This window comes from Streptomyces sp. GL_148 (assembly GCF_057834205.1).
In genome coordinates, this window is sequence record NZ_CM174396.1 from 356,435 (window position 1) to 376,927 (window position 20,493).

Below are 20,493 nucleotides of genomic sequence, written 5' to 3' on the forward strand. Positions count from 1 at the left end.
GACGAGGACCAGCGGCAGCAGGTCTCGGGCGGGCACGGAGCCGGTCAGCCCTTCAGCCCGGTCAGGGCGTCGGGGTCGACCGTGCCGTGCCGCTTGCCGATCTGCAGGACGAGGGCGAGCAGCGGTGCCGTGACGGCGGCGCCGACGACCACGTCGGTCAGGGCCAGTGCCTGCGCGACCGGGTCGACGACCAGGGTGCCCAGGGGCAGCACGTTCTCCAGGTAGGCGGCGCCGTGGAGCAGCCCGGCGAAGCCGAGGGCGGCGAAGGCCCCGGCTCCCACCGCGTCGGCCACGTCGAGGACGGCGCGCGGCCTGATCCGGCGCAGCACCCGGTAGTCGGCTGCGAGGTAGGCGACGTGCAGGCCGGTGGCGAGGACCACTCCGCCCTGGAATCCGCCGCCGGGTGTGAGCTGGCCGTGGGCGACCACGTAGAAGCCGGTGACGAGGGTGACGGGCAGCAGGACCGTGCAGGCCACCCTGAAGGTGGGCGGTACGCGCGCGGCGCGCGGAGGGGTGGTCCGCTCGTCGCGGGCCCGGCGCAGCAGCACGACGCAGGCGAGGACCGCGGCGAACAGGGTGAACTCCTCTCCCAGCGTGTCGAATCCTCGCTGGTCGAAGGTGACGGAGGCGACGGCGTTGGCGGTACGCCGGTCCAGCGCGGCCGTGACCGCGCGCTCACCGTAGGGGTGGTGGCCGGTGCCGAAGCCGGGCAGCCGCGCGCAGGCGCCGGCGTACCCGGCGGCGATGACGGCCGCGGCCGCCCAGAACATCCGGATGCGGCCGGTACGGGTCACCGCTCGCGGTCCTTCGAGCTCGCGGTCCGCCGGGTCTTGCGCACGGTCAGCAGCAGGAGGGGGGTGATCACGGTGCCCACGGCCAGCTGCGACAGCGCCACGTCCGGCGCTTGGAGCAGGAGGAACAGGAGGGCGAGCTGGAGACCGAGGGCGCTGAGGACGATTGCCTGACGGACGGGATCACGGGTGAGGACGGCGACGGTGGCGGTTACCACGACGAGCGAGATCACTCCCGCGATCAGCAGATCGGTGACCGCTGCCGTCATGACGGCGGGTCCTCGTCGAGGCGCCCCTCGTGCCGGGCGGTGAGCTAGGCGATGGCCATGGTGGTGAGGGACCCTCCGAAGGCGATGAGCGCGCCGATGACCAGGAGTTTCACCGCGCCCCGCCCGGGGCCGGCGGACACCGCAGCGGCCGCGGCGACCAGGGGGGCGCCGAGCGAGGTCGCCGGGGCCAGCGCGTGGAGCCGGGCGTACGGCCCCGGGAGCACGCACAGGGCGAGGGCGCTGAGCAGCAACGCCGCTGTCCCGGCGGCGAGCAGCACGGAGGTGACGGTCTGTCGTGGGTCCACGTCAGGTCCGCCCGCCGTGGCCCTGCACGTCCTCGTGAACGTCCTCGATATCGCCCTCGTGAGCGCCCGCGCGGGGTCCGAGGAGGCGGGTGAAGACGAGGATGCCGACGGGGGCGAGCACGGCGAGGACGAGGACCAGGTCCGCGTAGGAACTGCGTCCGAACGCGACGGACAGCATCAGCAGCAGCACGGTGACGACGGTGCCCGCCAGGTTGAGGCCCGCCAGCCGCGCGGGTACCGGACCGCGGGACAGGGCCCACAAGCAGGGCGGCAGGCCGAGGACCAGCAGCACGGCCGAGGCGGCGAACCAGGCGTTCAAGGGCGTTCCCCGCCGGTCAGGACCGCTTCCAGAGCAGTGCGTTCACCGGGCAGGGTGTGGACCAGTACGGTGCGCCCTGGGCCGGAACCGGTGACGTAGAGGCCGGGTGTGGCGGACAGCAGACCACAGGCCCAGGCGGGTCCCGTTCCCGGGCGGAACTCGACGGTGCGCAAGCGGCCGCGGACGCGGTGGCCGCGCAGGCTGCGCACCGTGCAGGCGGCGAGCCGGGCGGTGTCGGTGAGCAGCGCGCCCGGCCAGTGCAGCAGCGCCGCGGCCAGGTGCGCGCCGCGGCCGGTCCGGGCCCCGGAGGCGAGCCGGACGGCACGGGCGGCGATCGCGGCCACGGCTCCGGTGACGGCGGCCAGCGCGAGTTCGGGCCAGGAGAGCGTGTCGATGAAGACCACCTGGAGCACGACGGCGAGCGCCCACCACACGCCGGCCTCGGCGGCGCCGCTCCACGGAACGCGACGGCCGGTGCGGGAGCTTGCCACGGCGCCGTCCTCCCTCCGTCGGTCCGGTCCCTGTGCCGGTCCGGTCCCTCTGTGCATCCGTCCCGTCCGGCGTCGGACGGGCGGTGGTCCGGCGGCCAGATATACCCCTTCTCGCATCGGGGAAGGCGGTGCGCGCCGCCCGCCGCGGCGCGCCCGCGCCCTCTTCACCGGACTGGGCTACCTCCCACGGCATTCCGGCACCGGATCGGGGCAGAAGAAGCCTGCGAGATGGGAGAACATCATGATCGCGCTTGGCATCGTCCTGTTGATCATCGGCTACCTCCTCGGCATTTCGATCCTGTGGACGTTGGGGATCATCCTCGTCGTCATCGGGGTCGTCCTGTGGGTGCTCGGCTCCGTCGGGCACGCCGTCGGAGGGCGGCGGCACTATTGGTAGCGTGGTAGAGCAGCAGGGCGGACGCGCACGGACGCTTTCCGGGAGACGGTTCCATGATCCAGATGTCTATACCGCTGATCCCCGCGGATGACGGCGCACTACTGATCCCCGCCGATCACGTCACCGGCCTCCTGCGCAGCCTCGCGGCCGACTGGCTGGAATCGGAGCACACCGGTGAGATGCGCGGCGACGAGCAGACCGTCCGCGACTTGGCGGGCGTACTGACCGAACTCGCCGATCAGATCGACGTCGAATGCATCGGGTTCGCTTCGGCCGCTCCACATCCGTAGGACGGCGGCCGCGCAGAAGGACTCGGCAGGAGAGGGGCTTCGCGATGGACGGCCCTGAGCTCTCTCGTCAGGAGCTGATGATCCTCAAGGACCTGGAGCAGGACCTGTGTGCCGACCGGCTCCTGGACCGCAGACTCCGTACGTTGCGACGCGGCGTCAGACCCTGGACCTCTCCCGGCAGCTGGATCCGTCTCCACCGGGCCGGCCTGTACACGGGGGTCCTCGGCATCGCCTGCGCGATCCTGCTCGTCTACGCCGTCGCCACGTCCTCGCCCCCGCTGATCTGGGCCTTCGCCGCCGTCTGGGTACTCACCCTCGTCCGGCTCATCCGGCTCGCGATCGGATGGTGCCGCACGCACGACATCGGCCCGTGACGCCGCTCCCCGCGCAAAGCCCTGCCGCCTCAGGCATCCAAGATGCGGGCAATTCTCCACAAATTGCAGGCCGCCATCCTGTGACGCATGGTGGCAGCAGTACACCCCTCAGTAACCCTCAGGAAGGAAGAACCGGTCATGAGCAAGGCAAAGGGCAAGGCGAAGCAGGCCAAGGGACAGCTCAAGGAGAACCTCGGCAGCGCGATGGACGACCAGCGCATGCAGGCGGAGGGAAGCACCGAGCAGATGGCCGGCAAGGCCGAGGAAATGACCTCTGACGCCGCAGACAAGATGAAGAAGGCCAAGGGACAGCGCTGAACATGCCACACGAGCACGGCGCGCACGATCCTGCCGGGCCGCCTCCCCGTGCCACGGAGGCGGCCGTGGTCCGCCTGGCGGGTGAGATGGACATCAGCCGGGTCGACGAGGTGCGCGCCGTGCTGCTGGAAGCGGTGACCCGCGCGGGCGGCCCCGCCGACGTCGTCGTCGACCTCAGCGGTCTCACCTTCTGCGATTCCGCCGGACTCAACCTGCTGCTCCGGGCCCGCCTGCAGGCCGTGGAGTCCGGCCACACCTTGCGCCTGGCCGCGCCGACTGCCCAGATGCTGCGGCTGCTGGAGATCACCGGCTCCCTCCCCCTCTTCCCCATCGACACCGTCCCGCCCGGGTTTGGCGACCCCTGACGGGGTAGGCGCGAGACGTATCCGGTGCCGAGACCCGATCCACCGGTGGAAGGGGGTGCGCGATGCCCTCGGCCGACGAAGACCGCTTCGCGGTCGACGTGCGGCCCCTGGACGGGGCCACCGTTCTGACCTTGGCCGGAGAGCTCGACCACGACACCGCGGAGCCCTTGCGCGCGGCTCTCAAAGCCGCCCGGGCACGTGGCGGTCGACGCCTGCTGGTGGATGTCAGCGGGCTGGCGTTCTGTGATTCCACGGGACTCAACGTGTTGCTGCACAACCGGCTCGCGGCCCGGGAAACGGGTGGCACCCTCGAACTGATCGGCCTGCACCGGCCGGTCGCACGCATGTTCCACGTCACGGGCGCCGACGGGCTCTTCCCGCAGCACCCCGATGTGGAGGCGGCTCTGTCGAGTCACCAGCGCACGTAGCGGAGGAGCACGGATGAGCGAGCGCCGGCCATCGGAGTGGACCCGGCGTCTGCTGCTGCACGGCACCGCGGATGTCGTCGGCCGATGCCGCGATTTCACCCGCCGGGCCCTCACCGAGTGGCAGTGGCTGCCGGAAGCCGCCAGCGACAAGGTCAACGGCAACGGCAACGGTCTCGCGTACGGGAACGGCAGCGGGAACGGCAGCGAGGACGAGACCGCCGAAACCGCGGACGACGTGCTGCTCCTGGTGTCCGAGGTGGTGGCCAACGCCTGCATGCACGCGGGCGGGCCGAATTCGCTGCTGTTGCGCTACACCGCCGAGAGGCTGCGGATCGAGGTCACGGACCCCAGTCCGGTCGTACCGGTCTACCGGTTCCCCACCGATCCGGCCCGGCCCGGCGGCCACGGGCTCCTCATCGTGAAACGGCTTGCCCTCGCGTGGGGGGCGGACCGGGTCGACGGCGGGAAGTGCGTATGGGTGGAGGTCGCCACTCCGCCGACCCTACGGGAGAACCGGGAGACGCCCTCCCGGCGGCCTGGCGGGTCTACCCACCCGGCCTACCCGGCCTGACCGCGTGGCCCGCGCCCTCGGCAACCGCATGCTCCTCGTCCTCGTCCTCGTCCGGCGCATCCTCCAGCATCCCGGTCCGCAGCCTGGTCATGATGCGGCTCAGCAGTCGTGAGACGTGCATCTGGGAGAGGCCGAGCCGGTCCCCGATTTCGGACTGGTTCAGCTCCTGACCGAAGCGCAGCGAGAGGATCAGCCGGTCGCGGTCACTGAGCGTGGCGAGCAGTGGCTTCAGCGTCTCCAGGCATTCGATGCGGTCGTACGCCGCCTCCTCCTCCCCCAGCGGCCACCCCCGGGTGCTGCCGTCCGCCTCGGGTCCCACCGGGGCGTCCAGGGATCCCGCCAGGTAGCCGTTGGCCGCCCGGCGGCCTTCGTCCAGCGCCTCCGTGGTGATGCCGAGGTGTTCGGCCAGCTCCAGGTCGGTCGGGTGCCGTCCCAGGCTCTGTTCGAGCGTGTCGTGCGTCTTGGCGATGTCGAGGCGGAGTTCCTGGAGGCGCCGCGGGACCTTCACGGACCAGCTGGTGTCGCGGAAGAACCGCTTCATCTCTCCGGTGATGGTCGGAATGGCGAACGTGGTGAATTCCACCCCCCGCTCGACGTCGTACCGGTTGATGGCCTTGATCAGGCCCACCGTGCCGACCTGGACGATGTCCTCCAGCGGCTCGGAGCGGTTACGGAACCGGCGTGCCGCGTATTTCACCAGGCTGAGGTTGAGCTCGACGAGCGTGTTGCGCACGTACGAGTATTCCGGCGTTCCTTCGCTCAGCTCCTTCAGCCGCCGGAAGAGGGCGACGGACAGGGTCCGCGCCTCGCCGGTGCTGACCGCGAGCGGATCCTCCGGGACGTCGGGCGTCTCGGTTCGGAGGTCGATGCGGAACGGATCCGTGGTGTCGCTGGAAAGGGGTGCCATGAGCTTCCTCCGACGGATTGGTGGGCACCGGCCGACCCTGAGCGGGGCGGCGGGAACCGTCGTGGTCTTCCCGAGGAGATATACCCACACGGGGGAACGCTGACCCCCCTTTTTTTACGGAACACCCCCTTCCGGGACGTGGACGTCCAGGACGCAGATGTCGTCGCGGTGGGCCGTGCACAGCGCGACGAGCGTGCGCGCGAGGGTTTCACCGCGGCCCTCCCGGAGGAGTAGCAGCGCCGTCTCCGCGAGGCGGTCGAGGCCGGTCTCGATGTCCTCGCCCGGCTCCTCCACGAGCCCGTCGGTGTAGAAGAGCAGGTGGTCGCCGGGCAGCAGGTTGAGGGCGGCCTGCTCGTAGGAGGCTTCGAAGGTCGCCCCGAGGAGGATGCCCTGGGGTTGTTCGAGGAACTCCGCCCGGTCGCCGCGTACCAGCAGGGGCGGCAAGTGGCCCGCCCGCACCCAGACCAGCCGCCGGTCCCAGGGCTGGTAGCGGGCCATGACCATGGTCGCGGTGGCACCGCCCGACGGGTCCGAACCGGTGTGCAGCAGCAGGGTGTTGAGCCGGCGCAGGACGTCCGGCAGGGGTGAGCCGGTGACCGTCATGCCCTTGGCCGTGAACCGGAGCTGGGCCATCGTGCCGACGGCGGCCAGCCCGTGGCCGGCCACGTCTCCGACGACGAACAGGGCGCTCTCGTCGGGAAGTCCGATGGCGCTGTACCAGTCGCCGCCGACGTTGACCCCGCTGTCCGCGGGGACGTAGGCCACGTCGATGCACAGACCTGCCAGCTCCAGGGACTGTTCGGGGATCGGCAGCAGGGTGTCCTGGAGGCGTGCGGCGAGCGCCCGTTCGGCCTGGAGCATCCCCCGCTGGAGGAGGACGGCCCGCTCGCTGTCGCGCAAGGCGACTTCGATGTCGTGCTGTGTGGTCACGTCCTGGAAGAAGCCGTGCACCTCGACGGGTGTGCCGTCGGCGTCCGTCTGGGCCTCGGCGACGATCCGCAGGTGCCGGACTCCGCGCCCGGTGGTGATCCGGAACGGCTGGTCGACGGCCTCCCCCTGGCTCAGCAGCCGTTCGACGGCGGCACCCAGCTGGTGAAGGTCGTCGGGGACGACGTGGCTCGGCAGTTCCTCCAGGGGCATCGGCCCCCGCCCCGGATCCCGGTCGAAGATCGCATAGACCTGCTCGGACCAGGTGACGGTGTCGGTGACCAGGTTCCAGCCCGCCCAGCCGAGGTTGCCGAGGCGCTGCATGTCGGCCAGCCGGCGGGTCTCGCGCTGGCTGGTGTCATGGCAGATCCACGACACGACCAGGTGGTCTCCGAGCCTGGACGCCCGGACCGAGTAGACGGACTGCCGCGGGACACCGGCGATCACTTCCTCGTAGGTGAAGGGTTCCCCCTCGTACCTGGTTCCGGTGGTGAGCGTCTCGAGGTACCCCTCCCAGAGGGCGGTGCCCGCCACGGTCGGGTACGTCTCCAGGATCCGGCGGCCCACGAGCTCCTTGCCGCGCCGGCCGGCCACGTCCACGGACTCGGGCGCCGCCGCGTCGATGCGGTAGTCCTCCACCGCACCCGTCTCCGAGCGCAGGGGGGTGAGCAGGGTCGCGGGTCCGGCCATGGTGTCCAGGATCAGCTGGACGGCCGCCGCGTAGTCGCCGCCCTCAACCATGGTCACCGTGTCGCGGGCCCGTTCCGGCGCTCCCAGCGGCCCCGCGCACAGCCGTGTGGCCTGGCGCAGCAACGCCCGGGTGTCGGCGGCGAAGGGGCCCGGCCGGGTGCGCAGGAATCCGATGGCCGCCTTCGGAGACCCGTCGCCGGGAACGGGCACCCAGGCGCGCGTCGGCCAGCGCTCCGGCGGGTCCCCGATCAGCAGATAGCGCCGGGCGTCCTGTTCGACGTCCTCAAGCCAGAGGGCACGGCGGCCGGCGACCGCCTCGAGGGCGGCGACCCCGCTCAGCGGGGGAATGTGGCGCCACTGCTCGGCCAGCGCCTCGTCGATTCCGGCGCCCCCGGTCAGGTCCAGGCTCCCGGCGACGGCCACCGTGTAGATCATCACCGCGTCGACGTCGGTGGCGGCGCCGAGCACGCTCACCAGCAGCTCGGCGATGTCGTCGCCGCCGTGCGCGCCGGCCAGGCCGTCGGCGACCCGCGCCAGCAGGCCGTTCAGCTCACCGTCATCGTGGTGGCGACCGGCGAGATAGCGGCGACGGCTGAACGCCGAGGTGCTCGGCTCCTTCCTCGGGCCTGCGGTCGAGGCCGTGGGCAGGGAGATCCGTGCGGTCCCCCGCGAGCGGCGCACGCGGACCTGCCCCAGCGTGATCCAGCACTCCTCCAGGACGGTGCGGCCGCGCCGGCCGGCCCGTTCGAGGAGCAACTCGTACGCCGCGTCGGCGGAGACCCCCGCCTGGGCCATGAGTACGCCCTTGGCCCGCTCGACCACGGCCGTGGTCGCGGCGACGCCTTCCAGGTCGACGACCTCCGACCGGAGTCTGGCCACGACCCTGGCGAGCGCCACCACCTCGGGTGCGGCGCCCTCACCCACGGGTGCGGCATCGCCCTTCACCCCTTGAGCATCCCACGCCCGCCCCCCGCCCGCCCAGGTGCCGTCCGGCGTCACTCATCGCGCGGGCTCACCCACCGCGTCCCCTTCCCGCTCGGCTTCCCGCCCGGCTTTCCGGGCTGCTGCGGACGGTCCAGGCGGCTGGCCTCGTCCGTGTCGGCCGCGGGCGTGGTCCCGTCGCGGCGGTCGGCGTGCGCCTTGTCGTTGCTGCCGCCGGCGTGCGCCTTGCGCCGCCGCTCCTGTTTCCCCCCGCCCTCCAGCGGCACTCCTCCTGCGCCACCCTGCTCGTCCATGGCCGTCCTCCTCGCTCGAGCTCGACGGGAGCCCCGCGGACCGCGGCGGCCCCGCACGGGCGGCTGCCCCGGTCCGGACCGCGCAAACGGGTGCCACGCGCACGGTCCTGTGTCGGCCGCGGCCGGCTGGGTAGGCGCCCGGTGCGGGGTGCGGCCTCGGCCTCATGGCTGCGACGGGGGCCGCACTCCGTCGTCCGAGCGTGACGCACGGGAACCGCGCGCCCGCCGGACGAGGCGTACCGGGGTCCGTTCCGGGAAGGCGCGAAGGACAAGGACCACCGGTACACACGGAGATGGCACCGGTACACACGGAGAGGGCCGGACCATGAGTACCCATGACATCTGGATCTGGGGTTCCGAGGAAACCACGGGTTACTGGAAGGGAATCGACCTCGTCGGCTACAAGGTCGAGGCCACCGATGGAAGCATCGGCAAGGTCGACAAGCACTCGGAGGCAGTCGGCGCTTCCCTCATCGTCGTGGACACCGGCATGTGGATCTTCGGCAAGCACGTCCTGCTTCCGGCTGGCGTCATCACCCGGATCGACACGGACACACAGACCGTCCACGTCAACCGGAGCAAGGAGCAGATCAAGAACGCGCCGGAATTCGAGGAGTCGGGGTACAACACCGGGCCCAGCTATCTGGAGCAGTTCGCCCGGTACTACAACCAGCCCCACATGTGAGCCCGCCGACCGCCTCCCGCCGTGAGTGCGCTACTCCCCCTCCCATGCCTCCGCCACCAGTACGTCCCCGGGGAGGATCTCGCGCCGTACGAGGCGGGCGGCCACGTCGGTGGCCCGGAGCCGGCGCTGTGCGGCGTAGGCACGCAGGTGCAGTTCCGCCGCGTGGGGCGCGAGGGACGAGGTGGCGGCGAGCATGCCGCAGGCGGTGTCCACGACCGCCTTGGCGGAGAGGGCCGCCTGGGTGCGGGTGACGATGTCGGCGACACCCAGCGGTTCGCGGACCCAGGTGAGCAGGGACGTGGTCGCGACGTCCGCCAGGGCCCGCAGCAGCCTGATCTCGTCTGCGGTGAGGGTGGTGGGGACCCGGCAGAGCAGGGTCATGGAACCTGATTCTCCCGGCGATCACGTCGAAAGCCGCCTCGGTGACGGACTGGCCGTTGGCGAAGGCGTGGGCCCTCAGGCGGGCCAGTGCGTGATGGGGGTCCACCCCCAGGTGAACCATGATCATTCCAGTGGCCTGGTGGACCTCCTCGTGGTCCGTCTCCGCCTCGTCCAGCCAGGAACCGTCCATGCCGCCCCCGGCGTCCCCCGCCTGGAGGGCGAGCAGGGCCGTCGTGATGGCGTCCGCCGCAGCGAACGCGAACGAGCGGTCCTGTCCGGACAGCGGGCCGGCGCGGTCACGGTAGAGGTCCAGGCTGCCGATCGCGATGGCGCTGCTGCCCAGCGGCAGCGAGAAGACGGCCCGTACGCCGAGCTCGACCGCCTGCTGGGCGAAGACGGGCCAGCGGGCGGCCTCCGCGCCGCTCGTCAGGTCCCCCGCGAGCACCGGGGCGACAAGGGTGACCACGGTCAGGCACGGCCCGTCGCCGAGGGTGTACTGGACCTCCGCGAGGCGGCCCGCGACGTCATCGCTGGACCACCACAAGGTGCGCGTGTCCAGGTCCTCGCCCGCCAGGGACACCGAGGCGCCCGTGATGTCCATCAGATCCACGCAGGCCCGGCACAGGGCGGCGGGCACGTCGGTACCCGTGGCACCCTGTACGGCTCCCCCGAAGAGTTCCGCGAGCCGCCCGCCCGCCTCCGCGCCGGGGTGGGAACCATCGCCGGCGGACCGCTGCTCGTCCTCCGGTTGTGCGGGGTCCACGGCCATCACCTCCACCCGTCGGGCCCGTTCGCTCCCATCCTCGCCCACATCGGACCGCCCTCGCACGTACCCACACCGGCTGGTCACGGCCCTGGGCACGGGTGTCCGCCCTCGGTCCGGGCCCGGCGGATGCCCTCCGCGCCACCGCAGGACCCTGGCGTCCAGATGCCCGCACAGGGTGGCGTTGTCGCCGTCCGGGCCGCCCGCGGCCGAGGGGGCCGGGACGGAGCGGGACACGGCGCAACCGGCGTGCGGTTCGCCGATGGTGGCCAGGTGGGCGGACCGCCGCACCGTCCAGGCGCGTACGAGGTCGCACGACTCAGGTGACGGGCTCCGGTGCCGGCACGGGGCCCGGGAGGGGCCCCGGCGGGGGATGCCGATCGGGGCGCGGCACCGGCGGCGGGTCGGGCTCGGGCTGCGGAGGCGCCGGCGGCACCGGATCCGGCCCGGGTGCCGGTACCGGGCCCGGCAGGGGGCCGGGTTGCGGTCCCGGGCCGGGGCCCGGCGCCGGGGTCGGGCTGGGCGGAACCGGGTCATTGGGCGGCGTCCCCATGGACGCCTCCGCCCCTTGCAGCGGCTGGGGGCGGATGGGCGAGCAGTTCTTCGGAGTCGTCATGTGCTCCGCTCCTTCATCTGGAAACCGGCTGCAAGGCCGTCCGGCGAGGCACCGTCGGTGCTGCCGACCGCGCACGGGTCGCCTCGCAGCAGCCCGCCCGGCGTTCCGCGCCTACCCGCGTCACCGAGTCGCAGACACCTGAGCGGCAGACACCTGAGCCGCAGACACCCGGGCCGCCACGCGGGTCACCACCGGAGGCGCCACGCCCGCGTCACCACCCGGCTCACCAGGCAGACCCCCCGACGGGTCACACACGCGTGTCACCACTCGAGGTACCACCCGGAGCACCGCCAGGCCCCCGCCCAGGCGGCCGTCCAGCGCCGCCCGCCCTCGAGCACGGCTGCCGCGATCGCCCGCACGGGATGGGCCTCGTCCGCTGCCGCCGAGCGGCCCTGTGCCGGAGCGCGTACGGGTGACACGGGCAGCGGGGTGCGCACGCTCGCCCGCGGGCGTCGCGAAACATCTCTGGCGGCCGGTCACGCGCCGGCCCCGCACCGCCGATCCGGCCGGGCAGCACCGTGCCGCGGCACCGGTCCGTCGCAGGGAGTCCCCGTGCACGTCCTGCTCGTCGCGAGCGCGTTCAACAGTCTCACCCAGCGGGTCCACGCCGAGCTGCGCGATCGCGGCCACAGCGTCGCCGTGGAGCTGGCCCTCCCCCCGGCCGACCTGGCGGCGTCCGTCCGGCGCCACCGCCCCGAGCTGATCGTCGCGCCGATGCTGACCTCGGCCGTGCCGGAGGAGGTCTGGTCCGCCCACACCTGCCTGATCGTGCATCCCGGTCCGGTCGGGGACCGGGGTCCCTCCTCGCTCGACCGGGCGGTGCTGGACGGGGTCACCCGGTGGGGCGTCACCGTCCTGCAGGCCAATGCGGAGATGGACGCCGGTGACGTGTGGGCCTCGGTGGAGTGTCCCGGGCCGGAGCGGGCCGGGTCGAAGAGCCGCTGGTACCGGGGCGAGGTCGCCGACGCGGCCCTGGAGGCCGTCCTGCTCGCCGTGGACCGCTTCGCCTCCGGGAGCCACGTCCCCGAGCCGCAGACCGAGGGCCGGGCCCGCCCCCTGCTGCGCCAGGAGCACCGCCGGATCGACTGGCTGCGGGACGGTACCGAGCGGGTGCTGCGCACGCTCCGCGCGGCGGACTCCCGGCCCGGCGTACGGGACGAGCTGCTCGGCGGCGCCTGGTACCTGCACGGCGGCCACCCGGAGGACCGACTGCGCGGCCGCCCCGGTGAACTGCTGGCCACCAGGGCGGGGGCGATCTGCCGGGCCACCGTCGACGGAGCCGTGTGGATCCCGGAGCTGCGGGCCCACCGCGCCCCGGGGGAACCGGCCGCACCGAAGCTCCCCGCCACTCTCGCGCTCGGGGACGCGCTGCCCGGGCTGCCCGAGCTCCCGGCCCCGGCGGAAGCCGGCGACGTGTCCCGGCCCCGTACCTGGTCCGACATCGACTACCACGAGGAGGGCGGGGCCGGCTTCTTGTCGTTCTCCTTCCCCGGCGGCGCGATGAGCACCACCCACTGCCGGCGCCTGCTGGACGCCTACCGCGCGGCCTGCGCCCGCCCCACGTCCGTGCTCGTGCTCGGCGGTGGACGGGACTTCTTCTCCAACGGGATCCACTTGGGCGTCATCGAGGCCGCCGCCGATCCCGCCGAAGAGTCCTGGGCCAACATCAACGCCATGGACGACCTGGTGGAGGCCGTCCTGACCACCACCGACCGGCTCGTGATCTCCGCGCTGGGCGGCAACGCGGCCGCCGGAGGCGCCATGCTGGCCCTCGCCGCCGACGAGGTGTGGTGCCGCTCCGGTGTGGTCCTCAATCCGCACTACCGGCTCATGGGCCTGTACGGATCGGAGTACTGGACGTACACCCTGCCGCGCCGGATCGGCTCGGCCGGCTCGGAGCGCCTGACGGCGGAGGCCCTGCCGCTGAGCGCCGCGGCGGCCCGCCGGCTGGGCCTGGTCGACCGGACGGTCGCCTGCCCGCCCGCGGAGTTCGCGGACCGGGCCGCGGCCCTCGCCGCACGGCTCGCCGGCCACCCCGCCACCACCTCCCGGATCGCCGTGAAGAAGGCACGGCGGGAGCTGGACGAGGCTCGGCGGCCGCTGGCCTCCTACCGGGCGGCCGAGCTGGAGCGGATGCGGCAGACCTTCTTCGACCCGCAGTCCCCGTACCACGCGCTGCGCCGGGCCTTCGTGGGCAAGGTGCGTCCGGACGCGACCCCGCCGCACCTCGCGCGCTCCGTACCGGCCCGGCACGGAGCGCCGCCGTCCGCGCGACGGGGCTCATCCCCGGGCTCGTCACCGGGCTCCGTCACCGGACCGGGTGTACATGACGCGGCACCGTTCCCCGGCGGGTGCTAGCAAGAAAGGTGGGGCCGATGAGCCCCTCGCGGTGACGGGCCCCCTGCGCGGGGCCCCGCCGCCGCTCCTCCCCCTCCCCCTCCCCCTCCCCAAGGAGGCCTCCGCATGGACGCAGCAACTCCGGCCCCGGTGGCAGACGACCCGGCAGCGGACGATCCGCTGATCCACATCCTCTGGATCAACGCGGGCCTGAGCTGTGACGGTGACTCCGTGTCCCTGACCGCCGCGATGCAGCCGAGCATCGAGGAGATCGTGACGGGGGCGCTGCCCGGGCTGCCCCGGATCGCCGTGCACTGGCCGCTGATCGACTTCGAGTGCGGTCCCGTCGGTGGCGCGGACACGTTCATCGAGTGGTTCTTCAAGGGCGAGCGGGGCGAGATCGATCCGTTCGTGCTGGTGGTCGAGGGTTCCATCCCCAACGAGAAGATCAAGTCCGAGGGTTACTGGTGCGGTTTCGGCGATGATCCGGCGACCGGCCAGCCCATCACCACCAGCGAGTGGATCGACCGGCTGGCGCCCAAGGCGCTCGCCGTGGTGGCCATCGGCACCTGCGCGACGTACGGCGGCATCCACGCGATGGAGGGCAATCCGACGGGTGCGATGGGCCTGCCCGACTACCTGGGCTGGGACTGGAAGTCGCACGCCGGGATCCCGATCGTGTGCGTGCCGGGCTGTCCGATCCAGCCGGACAACTTCTCGGAGACGCTCACGTACCTGCTCTACCAGGCGGCCGGCTCGGCCCCGATGATCCCGCTCGACGACAAGCTGCGGCCCACCTGGCTGTTCGGCAACACGGTGCACGAGGGGTGCGACCGGGCCGGCTACTACGAGCAGGGCGAGTTCGCGGAGACCTACGACTCCCCCAAGTGCCTGGTGAAGATCGGCTGTTGGGGTCCGGTGGTCAAGTGCAACGTGCCCAAGCGCGGCTGGATGAACGGCATCGGCGGCTGTCCGAACGTGGGCGGCATCTGCATCGCCTGCACGATGCCGGGCTTCCCGGACAAGTTCATGCCGTTCATGGACAAGCCGCCGGGCGCCACGGTCTCCACCACGGCCAGCGGCGCGTACGGCGCCGTGATCCGCAGGCTCCGGGCGATCACCCTGCACACCGTCGACCAGGAGCCCAAGTGGCGCCACACCGGCGAGAAGCTGACGACGGGCTACCGCCCGCCCTGGTGAGCCCCCCCCTGAGCCCCGTCCCGGCGGTCACCCGGTACTCCGCACACCTCCTCCACCCGCGCTGACGAAGGGTCACGGCACACACGATGGAACCGAAGACGAAGGCGGCCGGCGACGGCAGCGGCCTGGTCGAGATGGCATGGGATCCGATCACCCGGATCGTGGGCAGCCTCGGCATCCACACGAAGATCGACTTCAAGCAGAAGCGGGTCGCCGAGTGCTACAGCACCTCGTCGGTCTTCCGGGGCTACAGCGTCTTCATGCGTGGCAAGGACCCCCGTGACGCGCACTTCATCACCAGTCGCATCTGCGGGATCTGCGGCGACAACCACGCCACGTGTTCCGTGTACGCGCAGAACATGGCCTACGGGGTGAAGCCCCCGCACCTCGCCGAATGGATCATCGACCTCGGCGAGTCCGCGGAGTACATGTTCGACCACAACATCTTCCAGGAGAACCTGGTCGGGGTCGACTACTGCGAGAAGATGGTCCGCGAGACCAACCCCGGGGTCCTGGAGCTGGCCGAGCGGACCCCGGCCCCGCACGCGAGCGAGCACGGCTACCGCACCATCGCGGACATCATGCGCTCGCTCAACCCCATCGAGGGCGAGTTCTACCGCGAGGCCCTCCAAGTCAGCCGCTACACGCGGGAGATGTTCTGCCTGATGGAGGGCCGCCACGTGCACCCCTCCACGCTCTACCCGGGCGGCGTCGGCACCATCGCCTCGGTCCAGCTCTTCACGGACTACTTGAGCCGCCTGATGCGGTACGTGGAGTTCATGAAGAAGGTCGTCCCGCTGCACGACGACCTGTTCGACTTCTTCTACGAGGCCCTGCCCGGCTACGAGGAAGTGGGCCGCCGGCGCGTCCTGTTGGGCTGTTGGGGCGCCCTCAACGACCCCGAGTACTGCGACTTCACGTACGCCAACATGACCGACTGGGGACGGAAGATGTTCGTCACCCCGGGCGTGGTGGTGGACGGCAAACTGGTCACCAACGACCTCACCGAGATCAATCTCGGCATCCGCATCCTGCTGGGCAGCTCGTACTACGACGACTGGCAGGGGCAGGAGCAGTTCGTCACGCACGATCCGCTCGGCAACCCGGTGGACCCGCGCCACCCGTGGAACCAGCACACCATCCCGGCCCCGCAGAAGCGGAACTTCGACGACAAGTACAGCTGGGTCATGTCGCCCCGCTGGTTCGACGGCAAGGACCACCTGGCCCTCGACACCGGCGGCGGCCCCATCGCGCGGCTCTGGTCCACGGCGCTGTCCGGGCTCGTGGACGTCGGCTACGTCAAGGCCACCGGGCACAGCGTCGTCATCAACCTGCCGAAGACGATGACCAAGCCCGAGACGACCTTCGAGTGGCAGATCCCCAAGTGGAGCAACGCCCTGGAGCGCAACCGGGCCCGTACCTACTTCCAGGCGTACGCGGCGGCCATCGCGCTGCACTGCGCCGAGAAGGGGCTGGCCGAGGTCCGCGCCGGACGCACCCAGACCTGGGAGAAGTTCGAGGTGCCGGACCAGGCGGTCGGCGTCGGCTTCACCGAGGCCGTACGGGGCGTCCTGTCGCACCACATGGTCATCCGCGACGGGAAGATCGCCAACTACCACCCGTATCCGCCGACCCCGTGGAACGCGAGCACCCGGGACACCTTCGGCACTCCGGGTCCGTACGAGGACGCCGTGCAGAACACCCCCATCTTCGAGGAGAACACCCCGGAGAACTTCAAAGGCATCGACATCATGCGGGCGGTCCGCAGCTTCGACCCGTGCCTGCCGTGCGGGGTGCACATGTACGTCGGCGGCGGCAAGACCGTCAAGACCATGCACGTGCCCACCGGCCTGAGCGGACTGGGCGGATGAGCGCCGCGCGCACGGGCGTCGCGGTGGACGCACGGGAGGCGGGACGCCGGGTGGACGAGGTGCTCGACCGGCTCGCCGCCACGGGCGACCGGGCGGCCTGCGCCGCCGCCGAGGAACTGGTCCGCGGACTCATGGAGTTCTACGGGGCGGGGCTCGCCCGGATCACTCAGCGGCTCGGCGACCACGGCCTGGCCCCGCTGCTGGACGACGAGCTCGTCGCGAGCCTGCTGGCCCTGCACGACCTGAACCCCGAGGACGTCCACCTCCGGATCGGGCGGGCGCTGCGGTCCGCTCCCGAGGCGACGGAGCTGCTCGGCTTCGACCCGGCCTCGGGCGTCCTGCGGCTGAGCGTGCCCGCCGCCGGCGGCTGCGGCTGCGGTTCGCAGGCGAGCTCCTCCGGTGTCCCGCAGGGCGTGGCGGACGCCCTGGCGGCCTTCGCGCCCGAAGTGACCTCCGTGGAGGTGGAGAAGGCGGCCCCCGCCCCGGCCCTCCTGCAGATCGGCGCCCGCCCGCAGACCCCGGCACGGGTCCGGTGAGCGCGCAGGCCCCGCCCGCGCGCGGCCTGCGCCGGTTCGCCGGCGCCCGCCCGCCCCGCCCCGAGACCTGCGAACTGTGCGGGGTGGCGGTCGCCGAGGAGGCGCACCGCCACCTGGTGGAGACCGAGCGGCGGGCCCTGGTCTGCGCCTGTACCGCCTGCGCGCTGCTCTTCGACCGGCCCGGGGCGGTCACCGGACGGTTCCGCGCCGTACCGGACCGCTACCTCAGCGACCCGGAGCGTCCGCTCGGCGACGGCGCCTGGGAGGCCCTGCAGATCCCCGTCGGAGTGGCCTTCCTGTTCCGCAACGCCGCCCTCGACCGGCTGGTCGCGCTCTACCCGAGCCCCGCCGGGGCCACCGAGAGCGAGCTCGACCCCGAGACCTGGCAGCGCGTGCTCGGCGCCGGGCGGCTGGCCGGCCTGCTGGAACCGGACGTGGAGGCCCTGCTGCTGCACCGCGCGCAGGGCCGTACCACCTGCCATCTGGTCCCCATCGACATCTGCTACGAACTGGTGGGCCGGATGCGGATGCTCTGGCAGGGCTTCGACGGGGGCGCGGAGGCCCGCGAGGCACTGCGCGTGTTCTTCGAGCGGGTGGAACGGCGGGCCCGGGTACTCGCCCCGGATCCGGGGGATTCGGTGGACCCGGTGGAAGCGGGGCGGCGGCCGTGACGGACTTCGCCTTCGCCTGCACCGGGGTGCGCGCCGATCCGTACGCCGCCGGACCCACTCTGGTGTTCCGGCTGCGCCTGACCGCCTCGCCCGGGGTGCGCGTGCACGCCGTCGCCCTGCGCTGCCAGCTCCGCGTGGAGCCCGCCAAGCGGCGCTACGGCCCCGCCGAGGCGGACGGCCTGGCCGACCTGTTCGGCGACCCCTCCCGCTGGGGGTCGACCCTCCAGCCGGTGCAGTTCGCACAGGTCTCGGTGATGGTCCCGAGCTTCACCGGGGAGAGCGAGGTCGACCTCGTCGTGCCGTGCAGCTACGACATGGACATCGCGGCGACCCGCTACTTCGCCGCGCTCCAGGACGGTGAGATCCCGATGCTGATGCTGTTCTCGGGGACCGCCTTCACCGGGGCGGGCGGCTTCCACGTCGAACCGGTGCCCTGGGACCGCGAGGCCGCGTACCGGATGCCCGTGGCAGTGTGGCGGGAGATGGTCGAGCAGCACTTCCCCGGCTGCGGCTGGCTGCGGCTGCCCGCCGACACGATGGCCGACCTGCTCGCCTTCCGCTCGCGGCACGCGCTCCCCTCCTGGGAGGCCACCGTGCGCACCCTCCTGGACACCGCGGCCGGGCCGGCGCCCGCCCCGGTCCGGCTGGGGGCGACGCCGCCGCTCGTCATCGAGAGGACCGCGCCGTGACCCCGACCGCCCCCACCCTCGCCGACGCCCCGGACTCCCGCTTCGCCACGGCCCGGCAGGTGGCCGACGCCGTCCTCTTCGAGGGGTACGTCCTCTACCCGTACCGGGCCTCCGCGGCGAAGAACCGGATGCGCTGGCAGTTCGGCGTGCTCGTGCCGCCCGCCTGGGCCCCCGTCCACGCGGAGCACTCCTTCCAGCGGACCGAGCTCCTGCTGGAGCCCCGGGGTGCGTCGACGCTCTCCGTGGAGCTGCGATTCCTGCACGCACAGCGGCGTACGGTCCAACGGGCCCGCGCCGACGGATCGTTCGAGGAGGTCGCCGAACTCCAGCTGGCCGACCGGGTGCTGGTCCCCTGGGACGAAGGCACCGAGGAGCGGGTCGAGGTGTCCGTCGCCGTGGCCGAACTGTCGGGCGCCGAGGCCGTCTTCCCCTTCGCCCGGCCCGCCCGCGAGGAGGTCGAGCCGGTCCTCGACGCCGAAGGCCGCACCGTCGGCCGCCTGGTGCGGCGTACGGAGCGCATCAACGGGCTGCTGCGCCTGCGCGCCGCCGAACTCGAAGGCCCCTACCGGGTGTCGAGGCTCACCGCCGTGGTGGAGAACACCAGCCCGTGGGCCCCGGCGGATCCGTCCGCGACCCGGGAGGAGGCGCTGCCCCGCTCCCTGGTCGCCGCCCATCTCCTGCTGGCGCTGAGCTCCGGTTCCTTCGTGTCGATGACCGACCCGCCCGAGTGGGCCAGGGGGGCGGTCGCGACCTGCGAGAACCGCCACACCTGGCCGGTACTGGCGGGCGAGCCGGGCCGCGCGGACGTGGTCCTGTCCTCCCCCATCATCCTGGAGGACCATCCGGCCATCGCCCCGGAGAGCGTCGGGGCCATGTACGACGCCACGGAGATCGACGAGATCCTGGCGCTGCGCACCGCGGCCCTCACCGACCAGGAGAAGCGGGAGGCCCGTGGGACGGATCCCCGGGCGGCCGCCGTAATCGAACTGGCCGATTCGATGCCGCCCGAGGTACTGGAGCGGCTACACGGGGCCGTACGGGGCCTGCGCGACATCACCGGCGAGGCAGCCGCCGGGCCGGACCCGGACGCACTGTTCCGGCCCGACACGCCCTGGTGGGACCCGGCCGGGGCGGACTGTGCCGCGCCCGTACCCGAGCACGTGACGGTCGACGGCGTGCGGGTGGGCGTCGGAAGCCGTGTGGTGCTGCGCCCGGGGCTGCGGCGGACCGACGCCCAGGACCTGTTCCTCCAGGGCCGCACCGCCCAGGTGGAGGCGGTCCTGCACGATGTCGACGGAGGGGTGCACCTCGCCGTCACCGTGGAGGGCGACCCGGGCGCCGACATCCGTCGGGAGCAGGGCCGGTTCCTGTACTTCCAGCCGGACGAGGTCACCGTCACCCCCGAGGGGCCGGCGTGAGCGGCCGCACCCTGATCGCGGGGATCGGCAACGTCTTCCTCGGTGACGACGGCTTCGGCGTGGAAACCCTGCGGGCCCTGTCGGCGCACCCGCTGCCACCGGGCGTGGAGGCGGTGGACTTCGGGGTCCGCGGGGTCCACCTCGCCTACCAGTTGCTGGACGGCTACGACACGGTCGTCCTCGTCGACGCCACCGCGCGCGGCGGGGCCCCCGGCACCCTGTACCTGATCGAGACCGGCGAGGAGGACGTGGGCGCTCCCCCGGGCGGGGCCGCCCTCGACGGCCACGACATGTCGCCCGGCACCGTCCTCGCCCTGCTGGACACCCTGTGCGCCGGGACCGGCGCCGAGGCTCCCCGGCGCGTCCTCGTCCTCGGCTGCGAACCCGCCTGCGTGGAGGAGGGCATCGGGCTGAGCGGGCCGGTGGCCGACGCGGTGCCGCAGGCCGTGCGCGCCCTCCTGGACCTGCTCGGGCAGGAGGAGCCGTACGCATCCGAGACGGACGACCCGAACCGCCGAGAACTGAGGAGTACCCCATGAAGAAGGTCGTCGCCGGCGGGGCCGCCGCCCTGGCCGCCCTGGTCGCCGTCCTCAAGCAGGTCCTGCCCGACATCAGGCGCTACTTGCGCATCCGCCGCATGTGAACGCGT

At 72.5% G+C, this 20,493-nt stretch carries 26 protein-coding genes and 1 pseudogene; 17 read left to right on the forward strand and 10 right to left on the reverse strand.

Annotated elements, in window-relative coordinates; translation table 11 throughout:
• Nucleotides 1-44: 44 nt before the first annotated feature.
• The 5 genes from AC3IYI_RS01615 to AC3IYI_RS01635 are packed head-to-tail and all read right to left on the reverse strand — an operon-like array spanning nucleotide 45 to nucleotide 2,175.
• On the reverse strand, nucleotides 45-770 hold the full coding sequence (locus tag AC3IYI_RS01615) for an MnhB domain-containing protein (RefSeq protein ID WP_489411847.1): 726 nt from the start codon (nucleotides 768-770) through the stop codon (nucleotides 45-47).
• 20 nt (nucleotides 771-790) lie between these two features.
• Entirely contained in the window at nucleotides 791-1,060 is a 270-nt protein-coding gene (locus AC3IYI_RS01620) for a hydrogenase subunit MbhD domain-containing protein (protein ID WP_489408474.1), read from the reverse strand.
• A gap of 44 nt (nucleotides 1,061-1,104) precedes the next feature.
• Nucleotides 1,105-1,365 carry a monovalent cation/H(+) antiporter subunit G gene (locus AC3IYI_RS01625; RefSeq protein WP_489408475.1) on the reverse strand — a complete coding sequence of 87 codons (261 nt, stop codon included), beginning with the start codon at nucleotides 1,363-1,365 and terminating at the stop codon, nucleotides 1,105-1,107.
• A gap of 1 nt (nucleotide 1,366) precedes the next feature.
• Nucleotides 1,367-1,684: a monovalent cation/H+ antiporter complex subunit F gene (locus AC3IYI_RS01630; RefSeq protein ID WP_489408476.1), complete on the reverse strand. Its 318-nt coding sequence runs from the start codon at nucleotides 1,682-1,684 to the stop codon at nucleotides 1,367-1,369.
• Entirely contained in the window at nucleotides 1,681-2,175 is a 495-nt protein-coding gene (locus tag AC3IYI_RS01635; RefSeq protein ID WP_489408477.1) for a hypothetical protein, read from the reverse strand. The genes AC3IYI_RS01630 and AC3IYI_RS01635 overlap by 4 nt, the downstream gene beginning before the upstream one ends.
• A 241-nt stretch (nucleotides 2,176-2,416) precedes the next feature.
• Here AC3IYI_RS01635 and AC3IYI_RS01640 point away from each other — a divergent pair, with 241 nt between their 5' ends.
• From AC3IYI_RS01640 to AC3IYI_RS01670, 7 genes are all read left to right on the forward strand, one after another.
• Nucleotides 2,417-2,572, forward strand: coding sequence for a DUF6131 family protein (locus tag AC3IYI_RS01640; protein WP_327250797.1), 156 nt, complete (start codon nucleotides 2,417-2,419; stop codon nucleotides 2,570-2,572).
• A gap of 53 nt (nucleotides 2,573-2,625) precedes the next feature.
• A complete protein-coding gene (locus AC3IYI_RS01645) occupies nucleotides 2,626-2,862 on the forward strand; it encodes a DUF6213 family protein (protein WP_489408478.1) in 237 nt (78 codons plus the stop codon).
• Between the two features lie 44 nt (nucleotides 2,863-2,906).
• Nucleotides 2,907-3,236 carry a DUF3040 domain-containing protein gene (locus AC3IYI_RS01650; RefSeq protein WP_489408479.1) on the forward strand — a complete coding sequence of 110 codons (330 nt, stop codon included), beginning with the start codon at nucleotides 2,907-2,909 and terminating at the stop codon, nucleotides 3,234-3,236.
• A 138-nt stretch (nucleotides 3,237-3,374) separates the two neighbouring features.
• Nucleotides 3,375-3,554 (forward strand): CsbD family protein, encoded by a 180-nt coding sequence (locus tag AC3IYI_RS01655; protein WP_489408480.1) that lies wholly within the window; start codon nucleotides 3,375-3,377, stop codon nucleotides 3,552-3,554.
• 2 nt (nucleotides 3,555-3,556) lie between these two features.
• Nucleotides 3,557-3,919, forward strand: coding sequence for an STAS domain-containing protein (locus AC3IYI_RS01660; protein WP_489408481.1), 363 nt, complete (start codon nucleotides 3,557-3,559; stop codon nucleotides 3,917-3,919).
• Nucleotides 3,920-3,981: 62 nt separating this feature from the next.
• Complete coding sequence (locus AC3IYI_RS01665; protein ID WP_489408482.1) at nucleotides 3,982-4,347, forward strand: STAS domain-containing protein; 366 nt, start codon at nucleotides 3,982-3,984, stop codon at nucleotides 4,345-4,347.
• 13 nt (nucleotides 4,348-4,360) lie between these two features.
• Nucleotides 4,361-4,918 (forward strand): ATP-binding protein, encoded by a 558-nt coding sequence (locus tag AC3IYI_RS01670; RefSeq protein ID WP_489408483.1) that lies wholly within the window; start codon nucleotides 4,361-4,363, stop codon nucleotides 4,916-4,918.
• Here AC3IYI_RS01670 and AC3IYI_RS01675 read toward each other — a convergent pair.
• The 3 genes from AC3IYI_RS01675 to AC3IYI_RS01685 form a co-directional block, all read right to left on the reverse strand.
• Nucleotides 4,893-5,825: a SigB/SigF/SigG family RNA polymerase sigma factor gene (locus AC3IYI_RS01675; RefSeq protein WP_489408484.1), complete on the reverse strand. Its 933-nt coding sequence runs from the start codon at nucleotides 5,823-5,825 to the stop codon at nucleotides 4,893-4,895. The two genes, AC3IYI_RS01670 and AC3IYI_RS01675, sit on opposite strands and share 26 nt — an antisense overlap.
• A 114-nt stretch (nucleotides 5,826-5,939) precedes the next feature.
• On the reverse strand, nucleotides 5,940-8,387 hold the full coding sequence (locus AC3IYI_RS01680; RefSeq protein WP_489408485.1) for a SpoIIE family protein phosphatase: 2,448 nt from the start codon (nucleotides 8,385-8,387) through the stop codon (nucleotides 5,940-5,942).
• Between the two features lie 50 nt (nucleotides 8,388-8,437).
• Complete coding sequence (locus AC3IYI_RS01685; RefSeq protein ID WP_489408486.1) at nucleotides 8,438-8,677, reverse strand: hypothetical protein; 240 nt, start codon at nucleotides 8,675-8,677, stop codon at nucleotides 8,438-8,440.
• 325 nt (nucleotides 8,678-9,002) lie between these two features.
• Between AC3IYI_RS01685 and AC3IYI_RS01690 the strand changes: the two genes are divergently transcribed.
• On the forward strand, nucleotides 9,003-9,362 hold the full coding sequence (locus tag AC3IYI_RS01690) for a PRC-barrel domain-containing protein (protein WP_489408487.1): 360 nt from the start codon (nucleotides 9,003-9,005) through the stop codon (nucleotides 9,360-9,362).
• 30 nt (nucleotides 9,363-9,392) lie between these two features.
• On the opposite strand, the gene AC3IYI_RS01695 is transcribed toward AC3IYI_RS01690, so the two are convergent.
• Both AC3IYI_RS01695 and AC3IYI_RS01700 read right to left on the reverse strand, forming a co-directional pair.
• Nucleotides 9,393-9,743 carry an ANTAR domain-containing protein gene (locus AC3IYI_RS01695; protein ID WP_489408488.1) on the reverse strand — a complete coding sequence of 117 codons (351 nt, stop codon included), beginning with the start codon at nucleotides 9,741-9,743 and terminating at the stop codon, nucleotides 9,393-9,395.
• 79 nt (nucleotides 9,744-9,822) lie between these two features.
• Nucleotides 9,823-11,043 (reverse strand): annotated as a pseudogene (locus AC3IYI_RS01700) (GAF domain-containing protein); the annotation flags it as partial.
• A 631-nt stretch (nucleotides 11,044-11,674) separates the two neighbouring features.
• Here AC3IYI_RS01700 and AC3IYI_RS01705 point away from each other — a divergent pair.
• From AC3IYI_RS01705 to AC3IYI_RS01745, 9 genes are all read left to right on the forward strand, one after another.
• Nucleotides 11,675-13,480 carry an enoyl-CoA hydratase-related protein gene (locus AC3IYI_RS01705; protein ID WP_489408489.1) on the forward strand — a complete coding sequence of 602 codons (1,806 nt, stop codon included), beginning with the start codon at nucleotides 11,675-11,677 and terminating at the stop codon, nucleotides 13,478-13,480.
• 105 nt (nucleotides 13,481-13,585) lie between these two features.
• On the forward strand, nucleotides 13,586-14,659 hold the full coding sequence (locus AC3IYI_RS01710) for an NADH-quinone oxidoreductase subunit B family protein (RefSeq protein WP_489408490.1): 1,074 nt from the start codon (nucleotides 13,586-13,588) through the stop codon (nucleotides 14,657-14,659).
• An 86-nt stretch (nucleotides 14,660-14,745) separates the two neighbouring features.
• Complete coding sequence (locus AC3IYI_RS01715; RefSeq protein WP_489408491.1) at nucleotides 14,746-16,530, forward strand: nickel-dependent hydrogenase large subunit; 1,785 nt, start codon at nucleotides 14,746-14,748, stop codon at nucleotides 16,528-16,530.
• A complete protein-coding gene (locus AC3IYI_RS01720) occupies nucleotides 16,527-17,066 on the forward strand; it encodes a hypothetical protein (protein WP_489408492.1) in 540 nt (179 codons plus the stop codon). Before AC3IYI_RS01715 ends, AC3IYI_RS01720 begins: the two co-directional genes overlap by 4 nt.
• Nucleotides 17,063-17,737, forward strand: coding sequence for a DUF5947 family protein (locus tag AC3IYI_RS01725; protein WP_489408493.1), 675 nt, complete (start codon nucleotides 17,063-17,065; stop codon nucleotides 17,735-17,737). Before AC3IYI_RS01720 ends, AC3IYI_RS01725 begins: the two co-directional genes overlap by 4 nt.
• Nucleotides 17,734-18,426: a DUF6084 family protein gene (locus tag AC3IYI_RS01730; protein WP_489408494.1), complete on the forward strand. Its 693-nt coding sequence runs from the start codon at nucleotides 17,734-17,736 to the stop codon at nucleotides 18,424-18,426. The genes AC3IYI_RS01725 and AC3IYI_RS01730 overlap by 4 nt, the downstream gene beginning before the upstream one ends.
• The gene (locus AC3IYI_RS01735) at nucleotides 18,423-19,844 is read left to right on the forward strand and encodes a hypothetical protein (RefSeq protein WP_489408495.1); all 1,422 of its coding nucleotides are present in this window, start codon (nucleotides 18,423-18,425) and stop codon (nucleotides 19,842-19,844) included. The genes AC3IYI_RS01730 and AC3IYI_RS01735 overlap by 4 nt, the downstream gene beginning before the upstream one ends.
• Nucleotides 19,841-20,383: a hydrogenase maturation protease gene (locus AC3IYI_RS01740; RefSeq protein WP_489408496.1), complete on the forward strand. Its 543-nt coding sequence runs from the start codon at nucleotides 19,841-19,843 to the stop codon at nucleotides 20,381-20,383. The genes AC3IYI_RS01735 and AC3IYI_RS01740 overlap by 4 nt, the downstream gene beginning before the upstream one ends.
• Entirely contained in the window at nucleotides 20,380-20,487 is a 108-nt protein-coding gene (locus tag AC3IYI_RS01745) for a DUF6893 family small protein (protein ID WP_489408497.1), read from the forward strand. The genes AC3IYI_RS01740 and AC3IYI_RS01745 overlap by 4 nt, the downstream gene beginning before the upstream one ends.
• Nucleotides 20,488-20,493: the final 6 nt, after the last annotated feature.

Coding starts and splice junctions, on each gene's coding strand:
- AC3IYI_RS01690 (WP_489408487.1), top strand. CDS start 9,003: ATGAGTACCCATGACATCTGGATCTGGGGTTCCGAGGAAACCACGGGT.
- AC3IYI_RS01640 (WP_327250797.1), top strand. CDS start 2,417: ATGATCGCGCTTGGCATCGTCCTGTTGATCATCGGCTACCTCCTCGGC.
- AC3IYI_RS01715 (WP_489408491.1), top strand. CDS start 14,746: ATGGAACCGAAGACGAAGGCGGCCGGCGACGGCAGCGGCCTGGTCGAG.
- AC3IYI_RS01620 (WP_489408474.1), bottom strand. CDS start 1,060: ATGACGGCAGCGGTCACCGATCTGCTGATCGCGGGAGTGATCTCGCTC.
- AC3IYI_RS01695 (WP_489408488.1), bottom strand. CDS start 9,743: ATGACCCTGCTCTGCCGGGTCCCCACCACCCTCACCGCAGACGAGATC.
- AC3IYI_RS01650 (WP_489408479.1), top strand. CDS start 2,907: ATGGACGGCCCTGAGCTCTCTCGTCAGGAGCTGATGATCCTCAAGGAC.
- AC3IYI_RS01685 (WP_489408486.1), bottom strand. CDS start 8,677: ATGGACGAGCAGGGTGGCGCAGGAGGAGTGCCGCTGGAGGGCGGGGGG.
- AC3IYI_RS01660 (WP_489408481.1), top strand. CDS start 3,557: ATGCCACACGAGCACGGCGCGCACGATCCTGCCGGGCCGCCTCCCCGT.
- AC3IYI_RS01675 (WP_489408484.1), bottom strand. CDS start 5,825: ATGGCACCCCTTTCCAGCGACACCACGGATCCGTTCCGCATCGACCTC.
- AC3IYI_RS01745 (WP_489408497.1), top strand. CDS start 20,380: ATGAAGAAGGTCGTCGCCGGCGGGGCCGCCGCCCTGGCCGCCCTGGTC.
- AC3IYI_RS01670 (WP_489408483.1), top strand. CDS start 4,361: ATGAGCGAGCGCCGGCCATCGGAGTGGACCCGGCGTCTGCTGCTGCAC.
- AC3IYI_RS01615 (WP_489411847.1), bottom strand. CDS start 770: ATGTTCTGGGCGGCCGCGGCCGTCATCGCCGCCGGGTACGCCGGCGCC.
- AC3IYI_RS01655 (WP_489408480.1), top strand. CDS start 3,375: ATGAGCAAGGCAAAGGGCAAGGCGAAGCAGGCCAAGGGACAGCTCAAG.
- AC3IYI_RS01665 (WP_489408482.1), top strand. CDS start 3,982: ATGCCCTCGGCCGACGAAGACCGCTTCGCGGTCGACGTGCGGCCCCTG.
- AC3IYI_RS01645 (WP_489408478.1), top strand. CDS start 2,626: ATGATCCAGATGTCTATACCGCTGATCCCCGCGGATGACGGCGCACTA.
- AC3IYI_RS01720 (WP_489408492.1), top strand. CDS start 16,527: ATGAGCGCCGCGCGCACGGGCGTCGCGGTGGACGCACGGGAGGCGGGA.
- AC3IYI_RS01710 (WP_489408490.1), top strand. CDS start 13,586: ATGGACGCAGCAACTCCGGCCCCGGTGGCAGACGACCCGGCAGCGGAC.